The 26,707-nt window shown below is 72.2% G+C and carries 18 protein-coding genes and 1 pseudogene; 2 read left to right on the top strand and 17 right to left on the bottom strand.

Translation table 11 applies throughout. From position 1 onward, the window contains the following. Positions 1-11: 11 nt before the first annotated feature. The 10 genes from ACWEKM_RS07675 to bldG form a co-directional block, all read right to left on the bottom strand. Complete coding sequence (locus ACWEKM_RS07675; RefSeq protein WP_451620251.1) at positions 12-1,601, bottom strand: alpha/beta hydrolase; 1,590 nt, start codon at positions 1,599-1,601, stop codon at positions 12-14. A gap of 314 nt (positions 1,602-1,915) precedes the next feature. After that, positions 1,916-3,121 carry a DNA polymerase III subunit delta' gene (locus ACWEKM_RS07680; RefSeq protein WP_451620252.1) on the bottom strand — a complete coding sequence of 402 codons (1,206 nt, stop codon included), beginning with the start codon at positions 3,119-3,121 and terminating at the stop codon, positions 1,916-1,918. A 155-nt stretch (positions 3,122-3,276) separates the two neighbouring features. After that, positions 3,277-6,456: a dTMP kinase gene (gene tmk / locus ACWEKM_RS07685; protein WP_451620253.1), complete on the bottom strand. Its 3,180-nt coding sequence runs from the start codon at positions 6,454-6,456 to the stop codon at positions 3,277-3,279. Between the two features lie 227 nt (positions 6,457-6,683). After that, on the bottom strand, positions 6,684-9,542 hold the full coding sequence (gene topA, locus ACWEKM_RS07690; protein WP_451620254.1) for a type I DNA topoisomerase: 2,859 nt from the start codon (positions 9,540-9,542) through the stop codon (positions 6,684-6,686). 246 nt (positions 9,543-9,788) lie between these two features. Next, a complete protein-coding gene (locus tag ACWEKM_RS07695; RefSeq protein WP_451620255.1) occupies positions 9,789-9,986 on the bottom strand; it encodes a hypothetical protein in 198 nt (65 codons plus the stop codon). Between the two features lie 1,024 nt (positions 9,987-11,010). After that, on the bottom strand, positions 11,011-12,540 hold the full coding sequence (locus ACWEKM_RS07700) for a DUF7059 domain-containing protein (RefSeq protein ID WP_451620256.1): 1,530 nt from the start codon (positions 12,538-12,540) through the stop codon (positions 11,011-11,013). A 96-nt stretch (positions 12,541-12,636) separates the two neighbouring features. Beyond that, positions 12,637-13,227, bottom strand: coding sequence for a small secreted protein (locus ACWEKM_RS07705; protein ID WP_451620257.1), 591 nt, complete (start codon positions 13,225-13,227; stop codon positions 12,637-12,639). 211 nt (positions 13,228-13,438) lie between these two features. Then, the gene (locus ACWEKM_RS07710) at positions 13,439-15,847 is read right to left on the bottom strand and encodes a sodium-translocating pyrophosphatase (protein WP_451620258.1); all 2,409 of its coding nucleotides are present in this window, start codon (positions 15,845-15,847) and stop codon (positions 13,439-13,441) included. Between the two features lie 446 nt (positions 15,848-16,293). Beyond that, entirely contained in the window at positions 16,294-16,731 is a 438-nt protein-coding gene (locus tag ACWEKM_RS07715) for an ATP-binding protein (protein ID WP_451620259.1), read from the bottom strand. A gap of 159 nt (positions 16,732-16,890) precedes the next feature. Then, positions 16,891-17,232: an anti-sigma factor antagonist BldG gene (bldG, locus tag ACWEKM_RS07720; RefSeq protein ID WP_010986038.1), complete on the bottom strand. Its 342-nt coding sequence runs from the start codon at positions 17,230-17,232 to the stop codon at positions 16,891-16,893. A gap of 81 nt (positions 17,233-17,313) precedes the next feature. Between bldG and ACWEKM_RS07725 the strand changes: the two genes are divergently transcribed. Continuing rightward, entirely contained in the window at positions 17,314-20,022 is a 2,709-nt protein-coding gene (locus tag ACWEKM_RS07725; RefSeq protein ID WP_451620260.1) for a DEAD/DEAH box helicase, read from the top strand. On the opposite strand, the pseudogene ACWEKM_RS07730 reads toward ACWEKM_RS07725, so the two are convergent. From ACWEKM_RS07730 to ssd, 7 genes and pseudogenes are all read right to left on the bottom strand, one after another. Next, positions 19,961-20,296, bottom strand: a pseudogene (locus ACWEKM_RS07730) (Rv3654c family TadE-like protein); the annotation flags it as partial. The gene ACWEKM_RS07725 and the pseudogene ACWEKM_RS07730 sit on opposite strands and share 62 nt — an antisense overlap. A 281-nt stretch (positions 20,297-20,577) precedes the next feature. Then, a complete protein-coding gene (locus ACWEKM_RS07735; RefSeq protein WP_451620261.1) occupies positions 20,578-20,925 on the bottom strand; it encodes a TadE family type IV pilus minor pilin in 348 nt (115 codons plus the stop codon). A gap of 28 nt (positions 20,926-20,953) precedes the next feature. Beyond that, on the bottom strand, positions 20,954-21,154 hold the full coding sequence (locus ACWEKM_RS07740) for a DUF4244 domain-containing protein (RefSeq protein WP_451620262.1): 201 nt from the start codon (positions 21,152-21,154) through the stop codon (positions 20,954-20,956). Positions 21,155-21,325: 171 nt separating this feature from the next. After that, complete coding sequence (locus tag ACWEKM_RS07745) at positions 21,326-22,141, bottom strand: type II secretion system F family protein (RefSeq protein ID WP_451620263.1); 816 nt, start codon at positions 22,139-22,141, stop codon at positions 21,326-21,328. Next, the gene (locus tag ACWEKM_RS07750) at positions 22,138-23,007 is read right to left on the bottom strand and encodes a type II secretion system F family protein (RefSeq protein ID WP_451620264.1); all 870 of its coding nucleotides are present in this window, start codon (positions 23,005-23,007) and stop codon (positions 22,138-22,140) included. The genes ACWEKM_RS07745 and ACWEKM_RS07750 overlap by 4 nt, the downstream gene beginning before the upstream one ends. Continuing rightward, the gene (locus ACWEKM_RS07755) at positions 22,991-24,205 is read right to left on the bottom strand and encodes a TadA family conjugal transfer-associated ATPase (protein ID WP_451620265.1); all 1,215 of its coding nucleotides are present in this window, start codon (positions 24,203-24,205) and stop codon (positions 22,991-22,993) included. The genes ACWEKM_RS07750 and ACWEKM_RS07755 overlap by 17 nt, the downstream gene beginning before the upstream one ends. Continuing rightward, positions 24,202-25,305, bottom strand: coding sequence for a septum site-determining protein Ssd (ssd, locus tag ACWEKM_RS07760; RefSeq protein ID WP_451620266.1), 1,104 nt, complete (start codon positions 25,303-25,305; stop codon positions 24,202-24,204). Before ssd ends, ACWEKM_RS07755 begins: the two co-directional genes overlap by 4 nt. A 582-nt stretch (positions 25,306-25,887) precedes the next feature. Here ssd and ACWEKM_RS07765 point away from each other — a divergent pair. Then, on the top strand, positions 25,888-26,707 hold an 820-nt coding region (locus tag ACWEKM_RS07765; protein WP_451620267.1), incomplete at its 3' end, for an HAD family hydrolase.

The raw sequence follows: 26,707 nt of genomic DNA on the forward strand, positions 1-26,707 counted from the left end.
ATGCGGCAAGGCTATGAGCAGTGCTTTCCGTCGGTCGGCGGGGTTCCTTCCAGCAGGTAGGCGTTGATCGCGGAGTCGATGCAGGCGCTGCCGCGGCCGTAGGCGGTGTGGCCGTCGCCGACGTAGGTGAGCAGCCGGGCCGAGGAGAGCTGGCGGGCGAGGGACTCGGCCCACGGGTACGGCGTCGCCGGGTCGCGGGTGGTGCCCACCACCACGATCGGGTCCGCGCCCTTGGCCTCGATGCGGTGCGGCTCGCCCGTGGCCCGCGTCGGCCAGTACGCGCAGTTCAGGGAGGCCCAGGCAAGGCCCTTGCCGAAGACGGGGGACGCCTTCTCGAAGGCCGGGAGGTCCCTTCGGACCTGCTCGGGAGTGTCGAAGGCGGGCGGGAGGTCGAGGCAGTTCACGGCGGCGTTGGCGAACATCAGGTTCGTGTAGTGGCCGTTGCTGTCCCGCTCGTAGTAGCTGTCCGAGAGTGCAAGCAGGCCGGCGCCGTCGTTCTCCTTCATCGCCGAGGTGAGCGCCTCGCGCAGCCGCGGCCAGGCCGCCTCGTCGTACATCGCGGCGATCACCCCGGTGGTGGCGAGGGCCTCGCCGAGCGTGCGGCTGTCCGCGTCGCCGGCCGGGATCGGGTGCGCGTCCAGGGTGCGGAAGAAGGCCGCGAGGTGGTCGCCGACCTGGGCCGGGGCCGTGCCCTTGCCGCCGAGCGGGCAGTCGGCGTGCCGGACGCACTCCTTCGCGAACGCCTGGAACGCGGTCTCGAAGCCCTTCGTCTGCGCCAGGTTCAGCTGCCGCGCGGACAGCGACGGGTCCATCGCGCCGTCCAGGACGAGTCGGCCCGCCCGCCCCGGGAACAGCCCGGCGTACGTCGCCCCGAGGAAGGTCCCGTACGACGCGCCCACGTAGTTCAGCTTCCGGTCCCCGAGCGCCGCCCGCAGGATGTCCATGTCCCGGGCGGCCTCCACCGTGGACACATGGCGCAACAGCTGCGGCGAGTGGGCCCCGCAGCCCTCCGCGAACTTCTTGTACTGCGCGACCAGCGTGTCCGTCTCCCTGCGGTCGTCGGGCGTGATGTCCGTCTGGGTGTACGCGTCCATCTGCCGCCCGTTCAGGCACTCGACGGGCTCGCTGCGGGCGACGCCACGCGGATCCATCGCCACCATGTCGTAGCGGGCGCGGACCTCGGCCGGGTAGCCGACGCCGGCGAACTGCTGGACGTAGCCGACGGCGGAGCCGCCCGGGCCGCCCGGGTTGACGAGGAGCGAGCCGAGCGGCCCGCCTTTGCCGGTGGCCTTCTTGCGGGCGACGGCGAGCCGTACGTCACCGGCGCCGGGCTTGGCGTAGTCGAGCGGCGCCTTCAGCGTCGCGCACTGGAAGCCCTCGACGCCGCAGTCGCGCCAAGCGAGCTTCTGTCCGTAGTACGGCGCGAGCGCGGCTGGTGTCGAACTCGACAGCGGGGCCAGCGCCGTCGGCGCCGCTTCGCTGGTCGCCGTCATCGAACTGCCGGCGGAACACGCGGTGACGAGCAGCGACGCTGCCGTGAGGGCGGTGGCCATGGCGCGGGCCGTGGCCTTGGTCTGGCGGGGGGTTCGCCTGATGTGCATCAAGCGATCGTAACGCTGGGCGATCATCTGGACGCGGTGCGTGGTTCTCATGGCTCTTACGGGTGATGGCGTCAACGACACGATGGCCTGAGCCCCGGACGGGTGGGTGGGTGGTGAGTTCCGGAGGGGGGGGAGGGACGCGCCCCCGGCGGCGGGACGGCGAGTTCCGGACCGGAGGGCCGCGCGCCCCAAGCGCAGGACCGCGGCGCCTCCAGGCGAAGGTTCGCGAGCCCCGGACAGAGGACCGCAACCTCCAGGCGAAGGGCCGCGAGCCCCGGGCGGAGGGGGCGGCGCCCCCGGAGCGGCGGCCGGGGTCAGCCCGCTCTCAGCGCCATCGTCATCGCCTCCACCGCGAGCAGCGGCGCCACATTGCGGTCCAGGGCCTCCCGGCACGCGCTGATCGCCTCGATGCGGCGCAGCGTCGCCTCCGGCGGACTGGCGCGCGCCACCCGCTCCACCGCCTCCTCGGCGTCCGTGTTGGCCATCGCCACGCGGGAGCCGAACTGGAGGGCGAGGACATCGCGGTAGAAGCCGGTGAGGTCGCCCAGGGCGACATCGAGGCTGTCGCGCTGCGTCCGGGTTCTGCGGCGCTTCTGCATGTCCTCCAGGTCCTTCATCACGCCTGCCGTGCCGCGCGGCAGGCGTCCCCCCTGGGCCGCGCCCAGCGCCGCCTTCATCTCCTCCGTCTCCTTGTCGTCCATCTCCTCGGCGAGCTGTTTGGCGTCCTCTGCCGCCGCGTCGACCAGGTGCTGGGCCGCCTTGAGGCAGTTGCCGACCTCATCGAGGCGGAGCGGCAGCTTCAGCACGGTGGTGCGGCGCTCCCGGGCGGCCGGGTCCGTGGCCAGGCGGCGGGCCCGGTCGACATGGCCCTGGGTGGCGCGGGCCGCCGCGGCGGCCACGTCCGGCTCGATGCCCTCGCGGCGGACGAGCATGTCGACGACGGCGGCCACCGACGGCGTGCGCAGAGTGAGGTGTCGGCAGCGGGAGCGGATGGTGGGCAGCACGTCCTCGATGGAGGGCGCGCACAGCAGCCAGACCGTGCGGGGGGCGGGCTCCTCCACGGCCTTGAGGACGGCGTTGGCGGACTTCTCGTTCAGCCGCTCGGCGTCCTCGACGAGGATCACCTGCCAGCGGCCGTTCGCGGGTGCCGTGAAGGACTTGCGGACGGTGTCCCGCATGTCCTTGACGAGGATCTCGGCGCCGACCGCGGCGACCGTGGAGACATCCGCGTGGGTGCCGACCAACGTCGTGTGGCAGCCGTCGCAGAAGCCGCAGCCGGGGGCGCCGCCGAGGGCGCGGTCGGGGCTCACGCACTGCAGGGCCGCGGCGAAGGCGCGCGCCGCCCGGTCGCGGGCCGCGCCGGGCGGGCCGGTGAACAGCCACGCGTGGGTCATCTTGGACGCCTCCGGCGGCGGCGCGTCCGCGGCGGCGGCGGTGACGAGGGCGTCGGCGTCCCGGGCTGCCGCGTCGAGCAGCTCGCTCACCTTCTCCTGCCCGACGAGGTCGTCCCACACGGTCATGGGTCACGCCGCCCTTCCGTCACGTTCCACGTTCCGGAATCCATTGTGCGGGTGCCCACTGACAACGGGTCACCGACCGCCTTCGGCGACCGGCATCCTGCGGGCCGGCCGGTCGCGGCAGGGCGCACGCCCACGCGGCCGACACCCCGAGGCGGTCAGCCGCGGCGCCCACGCCCACGCCGGTCCCGGTTCTCGTCGTACCCCTCGTCCTCGTACGACCCGAGCAGTTCGTCCGCCAGCGACGGCAGGTCGTCCAGCGGTGTCTCCTCGGCCCAGTCGGGCCGCGGGCGGCGCCGCGCCGCACTGCTGGCGTCGGCGTCCACCTGCGGCATCTCGCGCGTACGGTCCTCGGAGCCGCCGCTCGCCGCCGACGGACGCTCGTCCCGGAAGATGTCCCTCGGGACCCGGTCCGCCGGGTCATCGGCCGCTACGGGCGGCAGCACCGCCGTCTCGTCCGCCGCGCCCGGAGTCACCGGCGGCAGCACCGCCGTCTCGTCGGCGGCCCCCGGCGCGACCGGCGGCTGCGGCAGCTTCGCCGTCACCTCGGATTCGGACTCGGTCTTCCGCGCGGGGCGAGCGCCGCCGCCCCGCTCCTCGCGCACCGGACGCGGCACCGCCGTCTCGTCCGCCCCCGGAGTCACCACCGGCGTCTGCACGGTCGTGGCCTCGGGCGTCACTCCGGGAGCCGTCGGCCGCGGTGCCACGGGCCGCTGGGCCACCGCATCGGCCGCGGCCGCCGCCTCTGCGGCCTGACGCCTGGCTGTCTCGGCCCGCAGCAACGCCTCCTCGGCCTTGCGCTGCTTCTCCAGGCGCCGCGCCTCCTCCTCGGCGCGCAGCCTGGCCTCCTCCTCGGCCTGCTTGCGCCGCCGCTCCTCCTCGGCCTTGCGGCGGGCTTCCTCCTCGGCCCGGGCCTTCTCCTCGGCGAGGAGCCGCCGCTGCTCCTCCTCCGCCCGGCGTCTGGCCTCCTCGGCCCGCTGCCGGGCCTCCTCCGCCTGCCGTTCGGCCTCGCGCTGCTGCGCCTCCTCCAGCTCGCGCTGCTTGCGCTCCGCCTCCTCGGCGCGCAGCCGGGCCAGCTGCTCCTGGCGCTCGCGCTCCAGGCGCTCCTCCTCGGCCTTGCGGGCGGCCTCTTCCTCGGCCTTGCGGCGGGCCTCCTCCTCGGCGGCCTTGCGGGCCTCCTCCTGGGCCCTGATCTCGGCCTCGGACAGCGGCAGCACGGTGTCGAGGCGGTGCCGGATGACGGTGGTGACGGCCTCGGGCTCCTGCCCCGCGTCCACGACCAGGTAGCGACCCGGGTCTGAGGCGGCCAACGTCAGGAAACCGGCCCGCACACGCGCGTGGAACTCGGCGGGCTCCGACTCCAGCCGGTCCGGGGCCTCCGTGAACCGCTCGCGGGCGGTCTCCGGGGACACGTCCAGCAGAATGGTCAGGTGCGGGACCAGACCGTTGGTCGCCCAGCGGTTGATCCGCGCGATCTCGGTCGGGGACAGGTCGCGGCCCGCCCCTTGGTAGGCCACCGAGGAGTCGATGTACCGGTCGGAGATGACGACGGCGCCCCGCTCCAGCGCGGGCCGCACGACCGTGTCGACGTGTTCGGCGCGGTCTGCGGCGTACAGCAACGCCTCCGCGCGGTGGGACAGTCCGGCCGACGACACGTCCAGCAGGATCGACCGCAGCCGCTTGCCCATGGGCGTGGCTCCGGGCTCGCGGGTGAGGACGACCTCGTGTCCCTTGGCCCGGATCCACTCCGCGAGGGCCTCGGCCTGGGTGGACTTCCCGGCGCCGTCGCCACCCTCCAGGGCGATGAAGAAGCCGTTCGCGGCGGGTGCCTGCGCGGGGTCGTCGCCGCCGAGCAGCGCATCGCGCAGGTCGTGCCGCAGCGGCACGCCGGCCCGGTCGTCGACCTTGGCCAGCACCAGCGCGGCCACCGGCAGCAGCAGCGCGCCGACCAGCATCAGTGTGAAGGCGGCGCCGCCGTGCGCGAACACGAACCTGCCGTTTTCCAGGCGGTGCGGCCCGATGAGCGCGGCCACCACGGGCGCGACCAGCGCGCCGAGGGCCATACAGACCCGGACGACGGCGTGCAGGTGCTCGGTGGTGCGCGGGCGGCGGTAGTCCTCGGTCTCCTGGTCGAGCAGCGCGTGCCCGGTGTTGGCGGCCACGCCCGCGCCGACCCCGGCCAGCGTGACAATCAGCACCACGCTGGTGACGTCCGGGACAAGCCCGGCGACGAGCAGGGCCACACCGGTGAAGGCGATGGCCAGCGCCAGCATCCGGCGGCGCGAGAGCGACGGCAGGACGGCGGGGGCCGTACGGATACCGACGACGACTCCACCGGTCAGCCCGAGCACCAGCAGGCCGTAGAGCACTGGGCCGCCGCCCAGTTCCGTGGCGTGCAGCACCGAGACGGCGACGGCCGCGGCGATCGCCCCGGCGACGGCCGCGCAGGCCGGCACCAGCAGCGGGATCGCGCCGGTGCGGCCCTTGTCCACGCCGGTCCCGGTCCTGGGGCGGCGCAGCCCTTCGAGCGGGGACCGCGCGCGCGGGGTGCGCGTGCCGGGCAGCTCCAGGAAGGTCACCACCGACAGGGACGCGGCGAACAGCCCGGCCGCCACATACGAGCCGAGCGCCGCCTGGTGCTGGTCGAACCAGTCGACGCCGGTGCCGAGCAGGTTGTTCAGAAGAGCCCCGACCACCAGGGCGGCGGCGGCCAGGGGGACCGCGGCGAAGCTCGTACGCAGCGCAAGGCGACGCAGGGCGTCCATGTGGTCCGGCAGCGGCCGCACCGTCGCGCCCTCCGGGGGCGGGGCGGGCAGCAGCGCGGGGGCCGCGCTCTCCCGGCACACGGCCCAGAAGCGCTCGGCGACCCCGGTGACGAACACCGTCACCAGGATGACGGCGAGCGCGTTGTCCGGTGTCCAGTCGATCCAGAGCGGGGCGACGATCAGCAGCGCGGCCCGCAGACCGTCGGCGCCGACCATGGTCCAGCGGCGGTCGAGCGGACCTTCCTGGGACGTCAGGGAGGTGAGCGGGCCGAGGAGGACGGCGCCGAAGAGCAGCGTCGCGAGGATGCGCGCCGCGAAGACGGCCGCCACCGCGAACGCCACGCCCCGGTAGCCGCCGCCGAACGAGCCCTGGGCGATGGCCGTCTGGAGGGCGAGCACGACCAGCACCAGGAGCGCGAGGGTGTCCCCCACGCCGCTGACCAGCTGTGCGCTCCACAGGCGCTTCAGCTCCGGCTGGCGCAGCAGGGCGCGGACAGCGCGCTCGCGGGAGTCCGCCACGAGTGCGTCGTCGGGGGTCGTGCTGTGGGCCGTTGGCTGCTCGGCTCGCGTCATGCGTTCAGCCTATCGGCAGCCACTGACAGCCCGCGGCGGGCGTGCGAACGTGTGCACGCCCCGACACCGAAGTGATGCCTGGGCGTGCCCTTTGCGCACCGGATGTGCGCGATGCGTGAAGGACCGGTCGGCCACCGCACACCTGACCTGCCGGAATCTGCACATCTGATGGAGCGGCCGACCACCGGACCGACCGGACGCGGCCCGGCCCCGGCCGGGTGTGGCCCTCAGTCCTCCGTAGCCGCCTTCGAAGCCGTCGCCTTCTTCGCGGTGGTCTTCTTGGCCGTGGTCTTCTTCGCGGCGGCGGTCGTCTTCTTGGCAGCCGTCTTCTTGGCGGCGGTCTTCTTCGCCGGGGCGGCCTTCTTCGCGGGCGCCTTCTTCGCCGTCTTCTTGGCGGGCCCCTTCGCCCGCTTCTCGGCGAGCAGTTCGAAGCCGCGCTCCGGGGTGATCGTCTCGACGCTGTCGCCGGAGCGCAGGGTCGCGTTGGTCTCCCCGTCGGTGACGTACGGTCCGAAGCGGCCGTCCTTGACGACCACCGGCTTGCCGCTGACCGGGTCCGCGCCGAGTTCCTTCAGCGGGGGCTTGGCGGCGGCGCGGCCACGCTGCTTGGGCTGGGCGTAGATCGCCTCCGCCTCCGCCAACGTGATCGTGAAGAGCTGGTCCTCCGACTGCAGCGAACGCGAGTCCGTGCCCTTCTTCAGATACGGCCCGTAGCGCCCGTTCTGCGCGGTGATCTCCACGCCGTCCGCGTCCGTGCCGACGACCCGCGGCAGCGACATCAGGCGCAGCGCGTCCGCCAGCGTCACCGTGTCCAGCGACATCGACTTGAAGAGCGAGGCGGTGCGCGGCTTGACGGCGTTCTTGCCCGTCTTCGGGGTGCCCTCGGGGAGGATCTCCGTGACGTACGGGCCGTAGCGGCCGTCCTTGGCGACGATCGGACGCCCGGTCTCCGGATCGGTGCCCAGAGGGCGCTCGCCGCTCGGCTTGGCGAGGAGTTCCTCGGCCAGTTCGACGCCCAGCTCGTCGGGCGCCAGGTCCTGCGGGATGTCGGCGCGCTGGTGCTCCTCGGTGTCCTTCTCGCCACGCTCGATGTACGGGCCGTAGCGGCCGACCCGCAGCACGATGTCGTTGCCGACGGGGAACGACGACACCTCGCGCGCGTCGATCGCGCCCAGGTCGGTCACCAGCTCCTTGAGGCCGCCGAGGTGATCCCCGTCGCCGTTGCCGGCGTCGGCGGCGCCGCCCGTGGCCGTGCCCTCGCCGAAGTAGAAGCGCTTGAGCCACGGCACGGCCTGGGCCTCGCCGGCCGCGATGCGGTCGAGGTCGTCCTCCATCTTGGCGGTGAAGTCGTAGTCGACGAGCCGCCCGAAGTGCTTCTCCAGGAGGTTGACCACGGCGAACGACAGGAAGGACGGCACCAGGGCCGTGCCCTTCTTGAAGACGTAGCCGCGGTCGAGGATCGTGCCGATGATCGACGCATACGTCGACGGGCGGCCGATCTCGCGCTCTTCCAGCTCCTTGACCAGGCTGGCCTCGGTGTAGCGGGCCGGAGGCTTGGTGGCGTGCCCGTCGACCGTGATCTCCTCGGCGCTCAACGCGTCGCCCTCGGCGACCTGCGGCAGCCGGCGCTCGCGGTCGTCCAGCTCGGCGTTCGGGTCGTCGGCGCCCTCGACGTACGCCTTGAGGAAGCCGTGGAAGGTGATCGTCTTGCCGGACGCGCTGAACTCGACGTCCCGCCCGTCGGCGGCCGTGCCACAGATCTTCACGGTGACGCTGTTACCGGTCGCGTCCTTCATCTGGGAGGCGACCGTCCTCTTCCAGATCAGCTCGTAGAGCCTGAACTGGTCGCCGGTCAGACCGGTCTCGGCGGGCGTGCGGAAACGATCTCCCGAGGGCCGGATCGCCTCGTGCGCCTCCTGCGCGTTCTTGACCTTCCCGGCGTACGTACGCGGCTGGGACGGCAGGTAGTCGGCGCCGTACAGCTGCGTGACCTGGGCACGGGCGGCACTGATCGCGGTGTCGCTCAGCGTCGTGGAGTCCGTACGCATGTAAGTGATGTAGCCGTTCTCGTACAGCTTCTGCGCGATCTGCATGGTCGCCTTCGCGCCGAAGCCGAGCTTGCGGCTGGCCTCCTGCTGCAGCGTCGTCGTACGGAACGGGGCGTACGGCGAGCGGCGGTACGGCTTGGACTCGACGGACCGGACCGAGAAGCGGGTGTTCTCCAGGGCGACGGCGAGGGCGCGGGCGTTCGCCTCGTCGAGGTGGAGGGTGTTCGCGCTCTTGAGTTGTCCCAGGGAGTCGAAGTCGCGGCCCTGTGCGACCCGCCTGCCGTCGACGCTCTGCAGGCGGGCGACGAGCGACGACGGGTCCGACCGATCCCCCGCGCGGCCGGATGGGGGTCCCCCCGCGGGAGCGAAGCCGACCGTGGGGGAGAAGGTGCCCGTCAGGTCCCAGTACTCAGCAGAACGAAACGCGATGCGCTCGCGTTCCCGCTCGACCACCAGCCGGGTGGCGACGGACTGGACCCGGCCGGCCGACAGGCGCGGCATGACCTTCTTCCACAGGACCGGCGAGACCTCGTAGCCGTAGAGGCGGTCGAGGATGCGGCGGGTCTCCTGGGCGTCGACCAGCTTCTGGTTGAGCTGGCGCGGGTTGGCGACGGCCGCGCGGATCGCGTCCTTGGTGATCTCGTGGAAGACCATCCGCTTGACCGGGATCTTCGGCTTGAGGACCTCCTGGAGGTGCCAGGCGATCGCCTCGCCCTCCCGATCCTCATCGGTGGCGAGGAAGAGTTCGTCGGAGTCCTTCAGCAGGTCCTTGAGCTTCTTGACCTGCGCCCTCTTGTCGGCATTGACCACATAGATGGGCTGGAAGTCATGCTCGACGTCCACCCCGAGGCGGCGCACCTCGCCGGTGTATTTGTCCGGCACCTCCGCGGCGCCGTTGGGAAGGTCGCGGATGTGCCCGACGCTCGCTTCGACTACGTAGCCGGGGCCGAGATAGCCCTTGATCGTCTTCGCCTTGGCAGGCGACTCGACGATGACAAGTCGGCGGCCGCCCTGTGCGGTCTCGCTGGTCGGGGACAACTTCGCTCTTCTCTCCGGTCGACGCTGGGGCCTCCCCAGGTCTTTCGTCCCGGGGTCGGGTGGTGGTGACGCTGCGGAGTGTGACGGTACATCCCGCCCCCGTGTCAAACGGGAAAAGCCCGCAACGGCCACTCGAACGGTAACCCGACTACCGCCATTCCTGCCGCCCGGATCGTTCGACGACCCGGGCGGCCATGCCCGGAGGGTGACGCTCCCCTTACACACGGAACAGCAGGCGTGGCGCCCTCAGATGCGGGTGAAGCAGTACGTCCCGAGGCCTAGCGCGATCGCCGAAGCGAGGCCGGCGAGGGTGGCCGATGCGACCCGACTCACACCGTGGGCGACCGTCTCACGACGGTGCAGCCGCGTGCCGGTCCAGGCCAGCAGAGCGCCCCCGAACAGGGCGAACACCACTCCCGCGAAGATCGCCGGTCCGCTCTCCATGATTCCTCGCGCCCCTTTCCTTCCGTCCGTGCGTACCCAGCGCCGGGAGACTGGCACGCGCGGACGGCGGGCGGACGAATCCGAGGTGAACGCCCGGTCGACGATCCTTCGAGCACGCGCCCGACTCCCACCCACCCAAACCGGCCGCCCACATCGTTCCGGCCGATTCCCGCTACGAATGACGTATGGGTCACAGACGGCGGGGGCACGCATGACGACCGGGGTGTGGAGGGCGGTCAGGGCGTGGAAGGCCACATGGGGTGTGGAGAGGCGCGGTCGGGCCGTTGGATCGTGCACGGGCCGCGGAGGGCGCGCATGGGTCACGGAGGGCGGTCGGGCCGCAGCGGGCGTGGCGGTCGGGCAGCAGCGGGCGCGCGGACTTCAGAGCACACGCGGGTCACAGCGGACGCCCGGCCACGGAGGGCGCACGGTTCATGGATGGCAGCGAGCCGCGGAAAGCGGGCCGGGGCACCGATGGCGGCCGGGGCACACAGGGCGCCCGGTCCGCTCGGGAGAGGGCATACCCCAAGGGCCGCCAACCCACAGCAGGCGCACCCGCCGGTCGCACGGCGCCGTCGGGGAGGCGCCATGGAACGCTTCGCACCCCGGATCGGCCCCCGATCGGCCCCGGCTCGCGTCGCACCACGGCCGCATCCGTACGCCCAAGCCCGATCCCCACAAGAGGCGCGCCCCGACCCAAGCCCCTCGCAGGCGTGCTCGCGGTCGCCTGCCACCGTGGGCCATGGCCGAGCCACCTCCCGTCGCGAGCGCACCCCGGCCGCAACCCACGCGCGCGTCCCCGGTCATACGCCGCGGTCGACGCGTCCCCGAACACCTCCACGCAAGGCGCACTCCGATGCACCGGTCCACCGGTCCGCCGCACCGGGACCCGGCACCCCAGCGCGCCGCACCGCACCCCCCGCCCCAAGCCCCACCGCAACGCGCATCCCACCCCCGGCCCACCGCAGGCGAGCCTGGTCACGGGCTTCGTGAGGGTGTCCCGGCCAGGGCCGGAGCGGGGCCGTCAGCCGGCCGGTTCCAGGAAGCCCTGCTCTACGAGGAGGCGGATCTGTGTCGGCGTGCGATCGCGCAGGACCACCGGGTCCTCGCCCATCAACTGGGCGATGGCGTCCAGGATGCGGCCCGCGCTCAGCGTGCCGTCGCACACGCCCGCGAAGCCGGCGCCGACGGTGTCCACCTTGGTGGCGCGCCGCATCCCGCGGTTCTGGCGCAGCACGACATGCTCCGGGTCCTCGGCGCCGGGCAGGCCGACCTGCTCCTGGACGACCTCGGCGACGAGCCGGAAGTGGCTGTCGAGCAGCGCCGCGTCGTCATGCTCCCGGAGGTAATCGAGGCGCGCGAAATGCGCCCGGACCGCCTCGCCGAGCGGCTGTTCGATCGGATGCGGCCATTCCTCCACGATGACGGAGGGCGCTACGGCCGCCGTTCTGCGCAGCGTGATCCACCCGAACCCCACCGCCTTGACCTTGCGCGCCTCGAACTCGTCGAGCCAGGCGTCGTACCGTGCCTGGTACTCGGCGGGGTCCCCACGGTGGTCGCCAGCATCCCTCAGCCACAGCTCGGCGTACTGCGTGATGTCCTGTAGCTCACGCTGCACGACCCACGCGTCACACCCGCGCGGCACCCACGACCTGATCCTGTCCTGCCAGTCCTCCCCTTCCACGTGCTGCCAGTTGGCGAGGAACTGCGCGAACCCGCCCACGATCAGCCGTTCCCCCGATTGCTGAACGAGCGAGCGGCACAGATCGTCCCCGCCCATTCCGCCGTCGCGGTAGGTAAGCCGAGCGCGAGGCGAGATCACGAAGGGCGGGTTCGAGACGATCAGGTCGTAGGTCTCCCCCTCCTTGACCGGCTCGAACAGCGAACCCTCGCGCAGGTCGGCGGCCGGGGCGCCGGACAGGGCGAGGGTCAGCGCGGTGATGTGCAGGGCGCGCGGGTTGACGTCGGTCGCCGTCACGCGCGTGGCGTGCTGTGCGGCGTGCAGGGCCTGGATCCCGGAGCCGGTGCCGAGGTCGAGCGCGGCGGCGACGGGCGTACGGACGGTGATGCCGGCGAGCGTGGTGGAGGCGCCGCCGACGCCGAGCACGACCCCCTCGTCGCGGTTCCCGATGCCGCCGGCTCCGCCGACCGCGCACCCGAGGTCGGACACGATGTACCAGTCCTCGCCGCCCGGACCGCCGTACGGCCGTACATCCACGGTCGCGGCGACCTCGTCGCCACCCGTGCGCACCAGCCAGCCGCTCTCCAGGCACTCCGGGACGGGCAGCACGTCCGCCACGCGCGCGTACGGGACGGGCTGCTGGAGCAGGAACAGGCGTACGAGCGTCTCCAGCGGTGTGTCCCCGCGGGTCGCCCGGAGCGCGGGCACGGTCTCGCTGCGGGCCAGTGCCGCATAGGCCGGGGCGCCGAGCAGTTCGAGCAGCCCGTCGGCGGTGAAGGAGGCGTCGAGCAGGGCCTCGCGCAGCCGGGCGGTGACATCGGGGCGGTCGGAGGACGGCGGGGAGGACAGGGTGGCGTTACTCACGTGTCCCATTGTGTCCGCTCACGCGGGCGGCGCACGTACCCATGCGCTTCCGGAGTCGGCCCCGCCCCAAGCACTCTCGGAGTCAGCCCCGCCGCAGCCCCGGGATCAGCTCGCGGCCTGCGAGGCCGACGCGGACGCCGACTTGCAGGTCTCCTGCTTGGCCATCGCCTTGCCGACATCGCCCTCTTCCAGGTTCTTCAGCGCGTCGTTGCCGGTCTTGCTCAGCTTGGACAGCTCCGTCGCGATGTCCTTGAGGCCGTCGGCGAACTTCCCCTGATCTTTGGTGTCCAGCGCGTCGACCTGCTTCTTCAGGGACGCGTACTGCGCCGAGATGGCGTTCAGTTCCTTGACCGCGTCCTGCTGCTTCTTCTCACCGTTGTCGACGGCGGGCGCCCCGGCCGAGCCGACGGCGGCGCCGATCGCCTTATAGGCGTCCGACATGTCCTGAAAGGACTGCGCATCCGTCTTCTGTACATCCGTCGGCGCGCTGTTGTCCGAGGTCTGCTTCTGGATCGCGGTGTTCGCGGCCGCGATCTTCTTGGCCTGCGGCTGCACCGCGTCGCAGACCTGCTTGGCCCAGGCGTCCAGCTTTTCGTTGGTGTCGTCGCCGCCGCATCCCGTCAGCGCCAGCGCCAGTACCGCACCGCCGGACAGTGCGGCCGCGAGCTTCTTGTTCACCGGATCGGTCCCTTCCATCTCGGCCCCCGGACCCTACACGCCACACCGCCCACACCCCCACGTCGAACATCCGCTAAGAACACTTTTAAGGGCATTTACTCCAAGTGAATCCAAGCGAGAGAAGGCTCACGGTGCAGGACGGTGCAGGGGCGCGCGTGGACACGAAGCGGGCGGGCGGCACGTCAATGCGCGCCACCCGCCCGACCGTTGAGCGAAATCGGTAGGACCCCTACGAAACCACCGCGGGATCGGCCGACTCGGACACCCCCTCGGCGTTCTCGTCGTCGTCCCCCACGGCGATGCCACGCCGCTTGGAGACGTACACCGCACCCACGATGACCACGAGCGCGAGGATCGCGATCAGGATCCGCATGCCGAGGCTCTTGTCGCTGCCGTAGGAGAACTTGATGATGGCCGGCGCGATCAGCAGCGACACCAGGTTCATCACCTTCAGCAGCGGGTTGATCGCAGGCCCCGCGGTGTCCTTGAAGGGGTCGCCGACCGTGTCGCCGATCACCGTGGCCGCATGGGCCTCGCTGCCCTTGCCGCCGTGGTTGCCGTCCTCCACGAGCTTCTTGGCGTTGTCCCAGGCACCGCCGGAGTTGGCGAGGAACACGGCCATCAGCGTGCCCGCGCCGATGGCGCCGGCCAGATAGGAGCCGAGCGCGCCGACGCCGAGCGTGAAGCCGATGAAGATGGGCGCCATCACGGCGAGCAGACCCGGCGTGGCCAGCTCCCGCAGCGCGTCCTTGGTGCAGATGTCGACGACCCTGCCGTACTCGGGCTTCTCACTGAAGTCCATGATCCCGGGCTTCTCGCGGAACTGCCGGCGCACCTCGAACACCACAGCACCCGCCGACCGCGACACGGCGTTGATGGCGAGCCCGGAGAAGAGGAAGACGACCGCGGCGCCCGCGATGAGGCCGACGAGGTTGTTGGGCTGCGAGATGTCCATCATCAGGGTCATCGGCGTGCCCGCCCCGGAGAGCTTCGCGCCGACGTCGTGCGCCCCAGTGGTGATCGCGTCGCGGTACGACCCGAACAGTGCCGAGGCCGCGAGGACCGCGGTGGCGATCGCGATGCCCTTGGTGATGGCCTTGGTGGTGTTGCCGACCGCGTCCAGGTTGGTGAGCACCTGCGCGCCCGCGCCCTCGACGTCACCGGACATCTCGGCGATGCCCTGCGCGTTGTCGGAGACCGGGCCGAAGGTGTCCATGGCGACGATCACGCCGACGGTGGTGAGCAGACCGGTGCCGGCCAGCGCGACCGCGAACAGGGCCAGCATGATCGACGTGCCGCCGAGCAGGAACGCCCCATAGACGCCGAGACCGATCAGCAGCGCGGTGTAGACGGCCGATTCCAGACCGATCGAGATGCCTGCGAGCACGACGGTGGCCGGACCGGTGAGCGAGGTCTTGCCGATGTCGCGCACGGGGCGGCGCGTGGTCTCGGTGAAGTAGCCGGTGAGCTGCTGGATCACCGCGGCGAGCAGGATGCCGATCGCCACCGCGACCAGGGCGAGGATCCGTGGATCGCCGTCCTTGCCGCTGATCGCCGCGTCCGTGACGCCGCTGAGGTCCGAGTATTTCCCGGGCAGATAGACGAAGACCGCCACTGCCACGAGGGCGAGCGAGATCACCGCCGAGATGAAGAAGCCGCGATTGATCGCGGACATGCCGCTGCGGTCGGCCCGGCGCGGGGCGACCGCGAAGATGCCGATCATGGCGGTGATCACACCGATGGCCGGCACCAGCAGCGGGAAGGCGAGCCCGGAGTCGCCGAACGCCGCCTTGCCGAGGATCAGCGCGGCGACCAGGGTCACGGCGTACGACTCGAACAGGTCGGCCGCCATGCCCGCGCAGTCGCCGACGTTGTCGCCCACATTGTCGGCGATGGTCGCGGCATTGCGCGGATCGTCCTCCGGAATGCCCTGCTCGACCTTGCCGACCAGGTCGGCGCCGACGTCGGCGGCCTTGGTGAAGATGCCGCCACCGACACGCATGAACATGGCGATCAGGGCGGCGCCGAGGCCGAAGCCCTCCAGCACCTTCGGCGCGTCGGCCGCGTACACCAGCACGACACAGGAGGCGCCCAGCAGGCCGAGCCCCACCGTGAACATGCCGACGACACCGCCCGTGCGAAAAGCGATCTTCATGGCCTTGTGCGAAACGGTGGTGAGGTCCTTTTCCGGCTCTCCCTGCGCCGGTGTCGCTTCCCGGGCCGCCGCGGCGACGCGCACATTGCTGCGTACGGCCAGCCACATGCCGATATAGCCGGTGGCCGCAGAGAACGCCGCGCCGATCAGGAAGAACACCGAGCGTCCGGCACGCTGATTCCAGTCGTCCGCGGGCAGCAGCATGAGCAGGAAGAACACGATGACGGCGAATACGCCGAGCGTGCGCAACTGCCGGGCCAGATAGGCGTTGGCGCCTTCCTGGACCGCCGCCGCGATCTTCTTCATGCTGTCGGTGCCCTCGCCGGCCGCAAGTACCTGGCGCACCAGGATCCCGGCTACCACGAGCGCGGCCAGTGCGACGGCCACGAAGACCGCCACCAGGACACGGTTGCTGTCGGTCAGGACTGCGGCTGCGAAGGTTGTGGGTTGACCCAACTGATGAGGGGTAGAAAGCCCCGCCATTCGTCCTCCTTGACGCTTGGGCTGAGCTCAAGATGTGGACGGATTGTAGGTACCTGAACCTGATCAAAACAGAGCGCGGTAAACGGAATTAGCCTTCGCCCGCTCCTCAGCAAATGATCGACGCCACGCCACGGAACCCGAAAGCGGTAATGCCCCAAAAGCATTGACGCCCGCATTGACGCTTGATCAAATTATCGGGTGATTGATCGTGAATTCCTTCACGAATTCCGGGCGGCCCGGCGGACAATAACACGAAGGGCCCTGCTCAGCAGGGCCCTGGAGAGTGACGCCGATGGGGTGTACGGCACGGGCGGCGTCGGTGGTACGCGACGCGATCGCACGGCTGGGGTGCCGGTGGCACGTGATCGCGCGGCTGATGCCAGGGTGTCGACGCCGACGGTACGGAACGCCTCTCAGACGCGTCTCAGACGTCTCTCGAACGCCTCTCAGGCGAGCGCGGCCGCCGGCGGCGTGGTCGGCCAGGTCATACGGATCAGCCCGCCGTGTTCCCCGGCGGTCACCTCCACGTCGTCGACGAGGCCGCTGATGACCGCGAGGCCCATCTCGTCCTCCTCGGCCTCCGCTTCCGCGTCGTGGGCGGATCCGCCGGGCGCCCGGTCGCCCGGGGCCGAACGGGGCGCCTCGTCACCGACCTCGATGGAGAACTGCTTCTCCTCCTCGATCAGCACCACCTTCACCGGCGCGGTGATGCCGGAACTCTGGTGCAGCCCGACGGCGCGGGAGCATGCCTCGCCCACGGCGAGCCGGACCTCGTCGAGTACGGCCTCGTCCACCCCGGCCCTGCGCGCCACCGCTGCCGCCACCAGTCGGGCGGTCCGGACGTGCTCGGGCAGCGCGCTGAAGCGGAGTTCAACGGTGGCCATGCATCCCCCTCGGAACTTCGGGCGTGCGGTCGGGGGGCCGGGCCGCCGAAAGCCCCGACCCCCCTGATCAACTTCTTCGTCCCGGGCCCATCGGCCCGGGACGCGCTCCTACGACGGCTCGGGTCGGTCGACGGCCCGAATCCGGTCGACGGACCGGGGTCAGTCGGTGGCCGCCACCGCTTCCTCGACCGAGGTGTGGATCGGGAACACCTTGGTGAGGCCGGTGATGCGGAAGATCTTGAGAATGCGCTCCTGGTTGCAGACCAGGCGCAGGGAGCCCTCATGGGCACGCACCCGCTTCAGGCCGCCGACCAGCACGCCGAGCCCGGTGGAGTCGAGGAAGTCCACGCCCTCCATGTCGACGACGAGGTGGAAATTCCCGTCGTTCACCAGCTCGACCAGCTGCTCGCGCAGCTTGGGCGCGGTATATACGTCGATTTCGCCACCGACCTCGACGACCGTACGATCGCCGACGGTACGGGTCGACAGGGACAGGTCCACGGATCCTCCAGCACCTTGCTATCGAGCGGTCGCCCCTCGGGACACAGAGTCTTGCGGCCCCCGGGACGCACGCCAGCCGCGATGGCATTCAATCACTTACCGGCAGGCGTGCACGACGCCTTGGCCCCATTGTCCGTCATGCCGGTGACACACTCGGTGCCGATGGCCAAGAATCACCGATCCGATCGATCCCCGACGGACGCCGCATCCCGCTCCCCGGGCACGGTTCTGCACCGGCTCGCCTCGGGCCCGAGCCGGTCTGCGCGCATCACCCATACGGAGCACCTGCCCCCGCGCGCGGGACGCCATGCCGTCTGGCCCGACCGGATCCGCGCGGAGGTCGTCGCGGCCGTGCAGGCAGCGGGCATCGACCACCCCTGGGCCCACCAGGCCCTGGCCGCCGAGCACGCCCTGGACGGCGACTCGGTGATCGTCTCCACGGGCACCGCCTCCGGCAAGTCACTTGCGTACCTGGTGCCGGTCCTGTCGGCCCTCCTGGACGGCTCCGAGGCCCCGAACGGCCGCGGCAGCACCACGCTGTACCTGGCCCCCACGAAGGCCCTCGCGGCGGACCAGTGCAGATCGGTGAAGGAACTTTCACAACCGCTCGGCAGCGCGGTGCGTCCCGCCGTGTACGACGGCGACACGCCGTTCGAGGAACGCGAGTGGATCCGCCAGTACGCGAACTACGTCCTCACCAACCCGGACATGCTGCACCGGGGCATATTGCCCTCGCACCCCCGCTGGTCCTCCTTCCTGAAGTCCCTCAAGTACGTCGTCGTCGACGAGTGCCACACCTACCGGGGGGTCTTCGGCTCGCACGTCGCCCAGGTGCTGCGCCGACTGCGCCGCCTCTGCGCCCGCTACGGCGCCTCCCCCGTCTTCCTGCTGGCCTCCGCGACCGCCGCGGAACCCTCCGTGGCGGCCCGCCGGCTGACGGGCCTGCCGGTCGTCGAGGTCGCCGACGATGCCTCACCCCGAGGGGAACTCGTGTTCGCCCTCTGGGAGCCCCCGCTCACCGAGTTGCACGGCGAGAAGGGCGCGCCCGTCCGCCGCACCGCCACCGCCGAGACCGCCGACCTGCTGACCGACCTCACCGTGCAGGGCGTGCGCTCGGTCGCCTTCGTCCGCTCCCGGCGCGGCGCCGAGCTGATCTCGGTGATCGCCCAGGAGCGCCTGGCCGAGGTCGACCGCTCCCTGCCCCGGCGTGTGGCGGCCTACCGGGGCGGCTACCTGCCCGAGGAACGCCGCGCCCTGGAACGCGCCCTGCACTCCGGCGAGTTGCTGGGTCTGGCCGCGACGACCGCCCTGGAACTCGGCGTCGACATCTCCGGGCTGGACGCCGTGGTGATCGCCGGATACCCGGGCACGCGCGCGTCCCTGTGGCAGCAGGCGGGCCGCGCCGGACGCTCCGGCCAAGGCGCTCTGGCGGTGCTGGTCGCCCGCGACGACCCGCTGGACACCTTCCTCGTGCACCACCCCGAGGCCCTGTTCGACCAGCCCGTGGAGTCCACGGTCCTCGACCCCGACAACCCCTACGTCCTCGCCCCGCACCTGTGCGCGGCCGCCGCGGAGATCCCGCTCACCGACGAGGACCTGGAGTTGTTCGGCCCCGCCTGCGCGGAGCTGCTGCCGCAGCTGGAAGCCGCGAAGCTGCTGCGCCGACGGACCACGGCCTGGCACTGGACGCGCCGGGAGCGGGCCGCCGAGCTGACCGACATCCGCGGCGCGGACGGCAGGCCGGTGCAGGTCGTGGAGACCGGGACGGGACGCCTGCTGGGCACCGTGGACGCGGGCGCCGCGCACTCGACCGTGCACGAGGGCGCGGTCCATCTGCACCAGGGCCGCACCTACCTGGTGCGCTCGCTCGACCTGGAGGACTCGGTCGCCCTGGTCGAGCAGGCGGACCCGCCGTACTCGACGGTCGCCCGCGACACCACGTCGATCTCCGTCCTGGAGACGGACATCGAGGTCCCCTGGGGCGCGGGCCGGCTCTGCTACGGCTCCGTCGAGGTCACCAACCAGGTCGTCTCCTTCCTGCGTCGACGTGTCATCACCGGTGAAGTGCTGGGCGAGTCGAAGCTCGACCTCCCTCCTCGTACGCTGCGGACGCGCGCGGTGTGGTGGACGGTCACTGAGGACCAGCTGGACGAGGCCCGGATCAACCCGGAGATCCTCGGCGGCTCCCTGCACGCCGCCGAGCACGCCTCGATCGGCATGCTGCCGCTCTTCGCCACCTGCGACCGCTGGGACATCGGGGGCGTCTCGGTCCCGCTGCACCCCGACACGCTCCTGCCGACGGTCTTCGTGTACGACGGCCACCCGGGCGGCGCGGGCTTCGCGGAACGCGCCTTCCACACCGCCCGCGACTGGCTCGCCGCCACCCGCGAGGCCATCGCCGCGTGTGAGTGCGAGGCCGGCTGCCCGTCCTGCGTCCAGTCCCCCAAGTGCGGCAACGGGAACGAGCCCTTGCACAAGAGAGGAGCGGTGCGACTCCTCACGGCCCTCCTGCGGGGTGCTGCGCGGGAGCCGGGGGCTGGGCAGGCGCCGGGGACCGGACGGACTCCGGGGCCGGAACAGGCGCCGGGAGCCGAGGAGACGCCGGAGTCCGTGCGGGTGTCGGCGTCTCAGGGGTCGCCGGAGTCCGAGGAGACGCCAGGGGCCGAGGAAGCGCCTGAGCGGACACCGGTTCCCGGTGGAAAACCTCGGCCAAGGTCGGCGCAAAGGACGACGGGGGCGCGGGCAGCGGGTCCTGCGGAAGCGGTCCCGCAGGACCGGCCCGCGCCCTGATCTCCGCCGCGAACGGCCCGCCACCGGCCGCCGCGGTGACGTCCGAGATCTCCCCCACGATCGCGCACCGCACCAACCGCGTGCCCTGTGCTCCCGCCACCCGCTCGGCCCGAGCGCAGGCCGCCGCCGTGCCCTCGGCCCAGTGGTCCGCCGCGGCGAGTGCCGCGAGATCCGCGCCGCCCGCCGCCCGATGCCGGACCACGACGGCCTGCCCCAGGGCGAGCACGACACCGAACACCACACACAGGACGGCGATCGCCCCGACACTCCACACGGTGGCGGACCCCTGGTCCGAAAACCTCGCGGAGCCCCACCCGGCGGAGCGATCCGGGAACCGCCTCGGGGGCCATCCAGGGAGACAGCCCGAGAACCGCCTCCGAGGCCATCCGGGGAGACAGCCCGAGAACCGACCCCGCCGCTGCCCGGTAGGACGGCCTGAGAACCAGCCCCGAAGCCACCGGGGGAGCCGGTTGAGACGGCCCGAGGGCCAACCGCGACGCCATCCGGGCGACCGGTCTCGGACGCAGCACAGGAAGCGCTCCGACAAGCGGCCCTTCATGGGCTCACCTCCCCCGTCGGCGGTGCCCCCACCGTCTCCTCCGCTGCCGCCACGGCCTCCTCCCGCACCTCCAGGGGCAGCGCACCGAGCAACGACGGCCTCGCCACGACCGTGACGCGCACCTGGTTCCCCTCGCGGGCGACCGTGACGTTCGCCCCACCCGGTGCCGCCGCACGGGTGATCTCCACGACCGCGTCGGCGGGATCCTGCCGGGCCGCCGCCCGCGCACCCGTCCTGGCCGCGTCCACGCACTGGATCTGCGCCGCCACCACGAACAGCCCCCAGACCAGCGCCATCGTGAACGCCACCAGCACGGGCAGCACCACGGCCGCCTCCGCCGTCACGAACCCCGCATCGCGCTTCTCCGCCCGCTCACATCCGCGCACTGAGAGCTCGCTTCACGATGGCCTGCAGTTCCGCGCGAACCTGGCCGCTCGTCACCACCTCGTAGAGCAACAGCGCGAACCCCACCGCCGCGACGATCCCCATCGCGTACTCGGAGGTCACCATCCCCGAGTCCCGGGACCGCGTCACTCGCAGCCGCGCCCACATCTTCTTGACCTTCACGTTCATCTCAACTCCCTTGCCCTTCAGCCTTGTCGGCCTTATCACCTTTGTCGACCTTGTCGACCTTGTCGGCCTTGCCAGTCGTGCCGACCCTGCCAGTCGTGCCGGCCCTGCCGGTCCGGCAGGACCTGCCAGTGGCATCGGCCGTCGCCGTCACCACACCGTCGTCTCACCTCGTCACCCACCACCCCCTCGCACCACTCCCTGAGCCAGCCCGATCACCACGGGCACAACGCCGACGGTGATGAAGGCGGGCAGGAAGCACAGCCCCACCGGCGCGGTGACCATGACGGCCGCCCGGCGGGCCCGCGCCGTCGCGGTACGCGCCCACTGCGCGCGGGCGTCCGCGGCAAGCCGGGCGGCGGGACCCGCGGCGGGCAGCCCGGACTCGTCGGCCCGCTCCAGCAGCCGAGCCAGCGGCCGGGCACCCGGCAGCACCGCCAACCGCCGCCATGCCTCGGCCGGTTCGCCGCCCAGCCGCACCTCCGCCGCACCCCGGGCGAGCCCTTCCCCCACGGGCCCCGCGAGAGCCTCGCCGACGGCCTGGGCGGCGATCGCCGGACGGGCACCGGCCGCGATACAGGCCGCCAGGAGGTCCGCCGCGAGCGGCAGTTGACGAGCCACCTCGGCGGCATCGGCCTCCCCCGCCCGGTCCGCGGCCCGCTGCCGACGCCGCCACCGCCACAGCGCCGCGCCCACGCCCAGCCCCACCGCGGCCCCAGCGACCCCGCCGACCAGCACCCAACCAGCGCACACCGCACCGGCCCACGGCAGCCACCGCCGTACGACGGCGCGCACCTCGAAGGCGGGCCGCCCGCCAGATCTCTGCGAGCCAGGCGCCCGTGTGGCCGACGCCCGGGGCGTCAACAACTCGGCCAGCCTTCCGCGCACCCGGCGCTCGCGCCGGCGCACCGCCAGCTGCCGTACCAGCCAGTGGAGGGCCAGCGCCGCCCCGGCGGCCACCCCCAGCCTGTGGACAACTTCCCCACTCATGCCGCCTCCGCTCCCCGTACGATCCGCGCCGCCCACCACAGCCCGGCGGCCTCGAACAGTGCACCGATCACCAGGCAGCCCAGCCCCGCACCGGTGTGCAGCAGCACGCGCAGGGGGTCGGCGCCCATGGCCGTACCCAGCAGGAGCCCGAGGACGGGCAGGGCCGCGAGCATCACGGCCGTCGCCCGGGCGCCCGCCAACTGGGCGCGCACATCAGCACGCTGGTCCCGCTCGGCACGCAGAGCCGCGTCGAGCCGGTCGAGACCCGCCGCGAGCCCGGCGCCCTGGTCCACGGCCACCCGCCAGCACGCCGCGAGCCCCAGCAGCCCCTCGGCACCCGGCTGCCGGGCCGCCGCGGCGAGCGCGCCCGATACGTCCCCGCCGAACCGGGCCGCCGCGAGGACCGCGGCCTGCGCGTCCCCGAGCCCGCCGGAGTCACGCGCGGCGCACAGCAGTGCCTGTCCCGGCTGCTGTCCGGCGCGCACCTCCCCGGCGAGCGCCCCGCACAGGGCGATCACCGTCTCCGCTCGCCGCTCCCGGGCCCGCCGGGCCGCCCTGGCCAACCGCATCCGGCGCAGCACGGGCACCCCGGCCGCCCCCGCGACGGCCGGAATCACCGAGGAACCCAACAGCGCGAGCACCAGCCCGATGCCGAGGGCACACCATTCGCCCCGCAACCGGCCACGCAGGCGCCGCAGTTCGCCCGTCGCCAGGCCCCACCAGGGTGGCCCCGTCCCGACAGCGCCGCCGCCCGCGAGCAGCAGCCGCGCCCGCCGCGCACCGCGGTGCCGCTCGCCGAGCAGCCACACAGCCGCCGCGACGCACAACCCCACAGCCCCCGTCGGCATCTCACCCATCACTCTCATCACCCCCACAGCTCTCTTCGCTTCCGTCACCACGGAGCAGTCCGCGCAGCCGCTCCCATCCGCGCTCCCGCACGAATGCCCGTGGGTTCCAGCGCAGTGCCGGAACCGTCCGCACCAAGCCCGCGGGATCCCGCTCCAGGACATGCACTTCGGCGATCCGTCGGCGTCCGGTCCGGTCCCGGACCAGGTGCAGCACCACCGACAGCGCGGCCGCCAGCTGACTGTGCAGGGCGGCCCGGTCGAGCCCGGCGGCGGTGCCCAGGGCCTCCAGCCGGGCCGGGACGTCCGCGGCAGCATTGGCGTGGACGGTTCCGCACCCGCCCTCGTGCCCGGTGTTGAGGGCGGCCAGCAGATGCACGACCTCGGGGCCGCGCACCTCGCCCACGACCAGCCGGTCCGGGCGCATCCGCAGCGCCTGGCGCACCAGGTCCTCAAGGGTGACCAGGCCCGCGCCCTCCTGGTTGGCGGGTCTGGTCTCCAGCCGTACGACGTGCGGATGGTCCGGCCGCAGCTCCGCCGAGTCCTCGGCGAGCACGATCCGCTCGCCGGGCCCGACCAGCCCGAGCAGGGCGCTGAGCAGGGTAGTTTTCCCGCTTCCCGTCCCGCCGCTGATCAGGAAGGACAGCCGCGCCCGGAGCAGCGCCCGCAGGATCCGGTCCCCGCCGGGCGGCACCGTGCCCGCCGCCACGAGTTCGTCGAGGGTGAACGCTCGGGGCCGTACGACCCGCAGCGACAGGCAGGTGCAGCCGCCGGCGACCGGGGGTAGCACCGCGTGCAGCCGGGTTCCATCAGGCAGCCGGGCGTCGACCCAGGGCCGCGCGTCGTCCAGTCGGCGTCCGGCCACGGCGGCCAGCCGCTGCGCGAGGCGTCGTACCGCCGCCGCGTCCGAAAAGGTCACCGGGGTCAGCTCCAGGCCGCCGGCCCGGTCCACCCACACCCGGTCCGGGGCCGACACCAGGACATCGGTGACCGACGGGTCGGCGAGCAGCGGTTCCAAGGGGCCGCTGCCGACCAGTTCGGAGCGCAACAGGGCAGCCGCGCCGAGGACTTCGGCGTCGCCGAGCACCCGTCCCTGTTCGCGCAGCGCCTGCGCCACGCGCGCGGGTGTCGGCTCGGCGCCGCTCTCGGCCAGTCGGCGCCGCACACCGTCGAGCAGTCGCGCGCCGTCCGCCGGTTCAAGGCCGGAAATCGCCCTCATGTGCCACCCGCCTCGACCAGCGTGCGCTCCCAGAAGTCCTTGCAGAACCGGGCCAGAGGTCCCCGACCGGCCGTACCAGGCGGTTTCCCGCTGTGGTGCGGGCGCAGCAGTCCCGATTCGACGGGCACTTCACCGGCCAGTGGGAGGCCGAGCAGGCGGGCCACCTCACGGTCGTCCAATCCGGGCGTGTACGGCCCGCGTACCGCGACCCGCAGGTCGCGCAGGACCATGCCGACGGCGGAAGCCACCCGTCCGGCCGCCGCGACTGCGCGCAGTTCGGCGGGGACGACGAGGAGCGCGAGGTCGAGCTGGGCGAGGACTTCGGCGACCCCGTCGTCCAGTCGCCTGGGCAGATCGACGACGACCGTGCCGCCGCGCCGCCGGGCGGCGGCGAGTACCGCCCGCACGGCCTGCGGTGGTACGGCGACGCAGTCGCCACGGTCCCAGCTGAGCACGCTGAGGGAGTGCAGCCGTGGCAGGGACTCCTCCAGGGCGCCGCCACCGACCCGGCCGCGCGAGGCGGCGAAGGCGGGCCAGCGCAGTCCTTCGGCCATCTCACCGCCGAGGAGTACGTCAAGTCCGCCGCCGAGCGGATCCGCGTCCACGAGCAGGGTGCGCAGTCCCTCGCGCGCGGAGGTGACAGCGAGCGCGCACGCGAGCGTGGAGGCTCCGGCACCGCCCCGGCCTCCGATGACGCCGACGGTGAGCGCGGGCCGTCCGACGCCCTCGGCGACGTCGGCGATGCGGTCGACCAGCCACCCCTCGCCATCAGGAAGCATCAGAACGTGATCAGCGCCGATCTGGACGGCCCGCTTCCAGACTCCGGAGTCGTCCTGGTCCCGGCCGACCAGCACCACTCCGCGTCGGCGCGCGGCCCCGCGCACGCGCCGCGCGGCATCATCACCGACCAGGACCAGCGGCGCCGCCTCCCAGCTGCCTCTGCGCTCCGGCACCCCGTGGTGGACCTCGGGTGTGGCGCCTGCCGCCGCGCACAGGCGCAGCAGATCATCGAGGAGTTCGGCGTCCTCGGTGACAATCAGCGGCTGCCCCGGGCGGCCTCCGGCGGCGGGCGGTGGATCGTGGGTGACGGTTCCGGCCATGTGTGCTCCCCCTTCGCTGCATCTCCGCGCGGCCCGATGCGGCCCCGCGATTCCCGAACGTGTGAAGAACCGGCAACCGGCCTTCATATGAACGGCCGATACGAACCGGCCGAACGCGCGCCGACAAACGGAACCGGCCGTGAACTCGCGGCGGGCGGAGCGCGCTGGAATCACGGTGCAGCGATCCCGGAAATAATGTGGATCTTGGTCGAAAACTGTGGACAACTTCAGCGGTTGTGAATATCGCCGCCACCCATACCAGTGACCTGTGCACGAGTGGCCTGCGACTTCCGCAGCGCACACTCGTGACTACCGTTAGTAATGGATCATGGGCATGCCGAAAGGGCGGCTTACGCCGCCCCGCCACGGCCCCGAGACCGCTGAAAGAAGAGGAAAACCCACCCGGACATGCGACGACCCCCGCCGGGGGGGAGAGCGGGGGTCGTCCCCACGGCCGACTCGGGGGGGGAGGAGTCGGACCGGGTTAGCACGGTCGCGAACGATCCGTGACTTCCATGGTGTACCCGAGAGCCCTCTCAGGCAAACCCACACACCCCACCTTACGCCGAATGGTGGGCGCCTATGCTCAGGGACGTGGAAAACCACTCCTCGCCCCGCACAGCGGCCTTCTTTGACCTGGACAAGACGGTCATTGCGAAGTCGAGCACGCTCACCTTCAGCAAGTCGTTCTACCAAGGCGGACTGATCAACCGCAGAGCCGCGCTGCGTACCGCATACGCGCAGTTCGTCTTCCTGGTAGGCGGCATGGACCACGACCAGATGGAGCGTATGCGCGAGTACCTGTCGACCCTGTGCCGCGGCTGGAACGTCCAGCAGGTCAAGGAGATCGTCGCCGAGACCCTGCACGACCTGATCGACCCGATCATCTACGACGAGGCCGCCTCCCTCATCGAGGAGCATCACATGGCCGGCCGTGACGTCGTGATCGTGTCCACGTCGGGTGCCGAGGTGGTCGAGCCGATCGGCGAACTGCTCGGCGCCGACCGGGTGGTGGCCACCCGCATGGTCGTGGGCGACGACGGCTGCTTCACCGGAGAAGTGGAGTACTACGCGTACGGCCCCACCAAGGCCGAGGCGATCAAGGAGCTGGCCGAGTCCGAGGGGTACGACCTCGACCGGTGTTACGCCTACAGCGATTCGGCGACCGACCTGCCGATGCTCCAGGCCGTCGGGCACCCGCACGCCGTGAACCCGGACCGGGCGCTGCGCCGCGAGGCGCTCACCCGCGGGTGGCCGATTCTGGACTTCCACCGACCGGTCCGGCTCAAGCAGCGGCTGCCCACGTTGTCGGCACCGCCGCGTCCGGTCCTGGTGGCGGGCGGCCCGGGGGGGGCGGCGGGGGGCCCCCCCCGGGGGGGGGGGGGTGTTAGGGATTGGCGCC

It is taken from the genome of Streptomyces sp. NPDC004752 (assembly GCF_053601275.1).

What these genes read in the sequence shown, in the direction of transcription:
- ACWEKM_RS07675 (WP_451620251.1), bottom strand. Translation starts at nt 1,601, where the DNA reads ATGCACATCAGGCGAACCCCCCGCCAGACCAAGGCCACGGCCCGCGCC.
- ACWEKM_RS07680 (WP_451620252.1), bottom strand. Translation starts at nt 3,121, where the DNA reads ATGACCGTGTGGGACGACCTCGTCGGGCAGGAGAAGGTGAGCGAGCTG.
- tmk (WP_451620253.1), bottom strand. Translation starts at nt 6,456, where the DNA reads ATGACGCGAGCCGAGCAGCCAACGGCCCACAGCACGACCCCCGACGAC.
- ACWEKM_RS07695 (WP_451620255.1), bottom strand. Translation starts at nt 9,986, where the DNA reads ATGGAGAGCGGACCGGCGATCTTCGCGGGAGTGGTGTTCGCCCTGTTC.
- ACWEKM_RS07700 (WP_451620256.1), bottom strand. Translation starts at nt 12,540, where the DNA reads ATGGGACACGTGAGTAACGCCACCCTGTCCTCCCCGCCGTCCTCCGAC.
- ACWEKM_RS07705 (WP_451620257.1), bottom strand. Translation starts at nt 13,227, where the DNA reads ATGGAAGGGACCGATCCGGTGAACAAGAAGCTCGCGGCCGCACTGTCC.
- ACWEKM_RS07710 (WP_451620258.1), bottom strand. Translation starts at nt 15,847, where the DNA reads ATGGCGGGGCTTTCTACCCCTCATCAGTTGGGTCAACCCACAACCTTC.
- ACWEKM_RS07715 (WP_451620259.1), bottom strand. Translation starts at nt 16,731, where the DNA reads ATGGCCACCGTTGAACTCCGCTTCAGCGCGCTGCCCGAGCACGTCCGG.
- ACWEKM_RS07725 (WP_451620260.1), top strand. Translation starts at nt 17,314, where the DNA reads ATGGCATTCAATCACTTACCGGCAGGCGTGCACGACGCCTTGGCCCCA.
- ACWEKM_RS07740 (WP_451620262.1), bottom strand. Translation starts at nt 21,154, where the DNA reads ATGAACGTGAAGGTCAAGAAGATGTGGGCGCGGCTGCGAGTGACGCGG.
- ACWEKM_RS07745 (WP_451620263.1), bottom strand. Translation starts at nt 22,141, where the DNA reads ATGAGTGGGGAAGTTGTCCACAGGCTGGGGGTGGCCGCCGGGGCGGCG.
- ACWEKM_RS07750 (WP_451620264.1), bottom strand. Translation starts at nt 23,007, where the DNA reads ATGAGAGTGATGGGTGAGATGCCGACGGGGGCTGTGGGGTTGTGCGTC.
- ACWEKM_RS07755 (WP_451620265.1), bottom strand. Translation starts at nt 24,205, where the DNA reads ATGAGGGCGATTTCCGGCCTTGAACCGGCGGACGGCGCGCGACTGCTC.
- ssd (WP_451620266.1), bottom strand. Translation starts at nt 25,305, where the DNA reads ATGGCCGGAACCGTCACCCACGATCCACCGCCCGCCGCCGGAGGCCGC.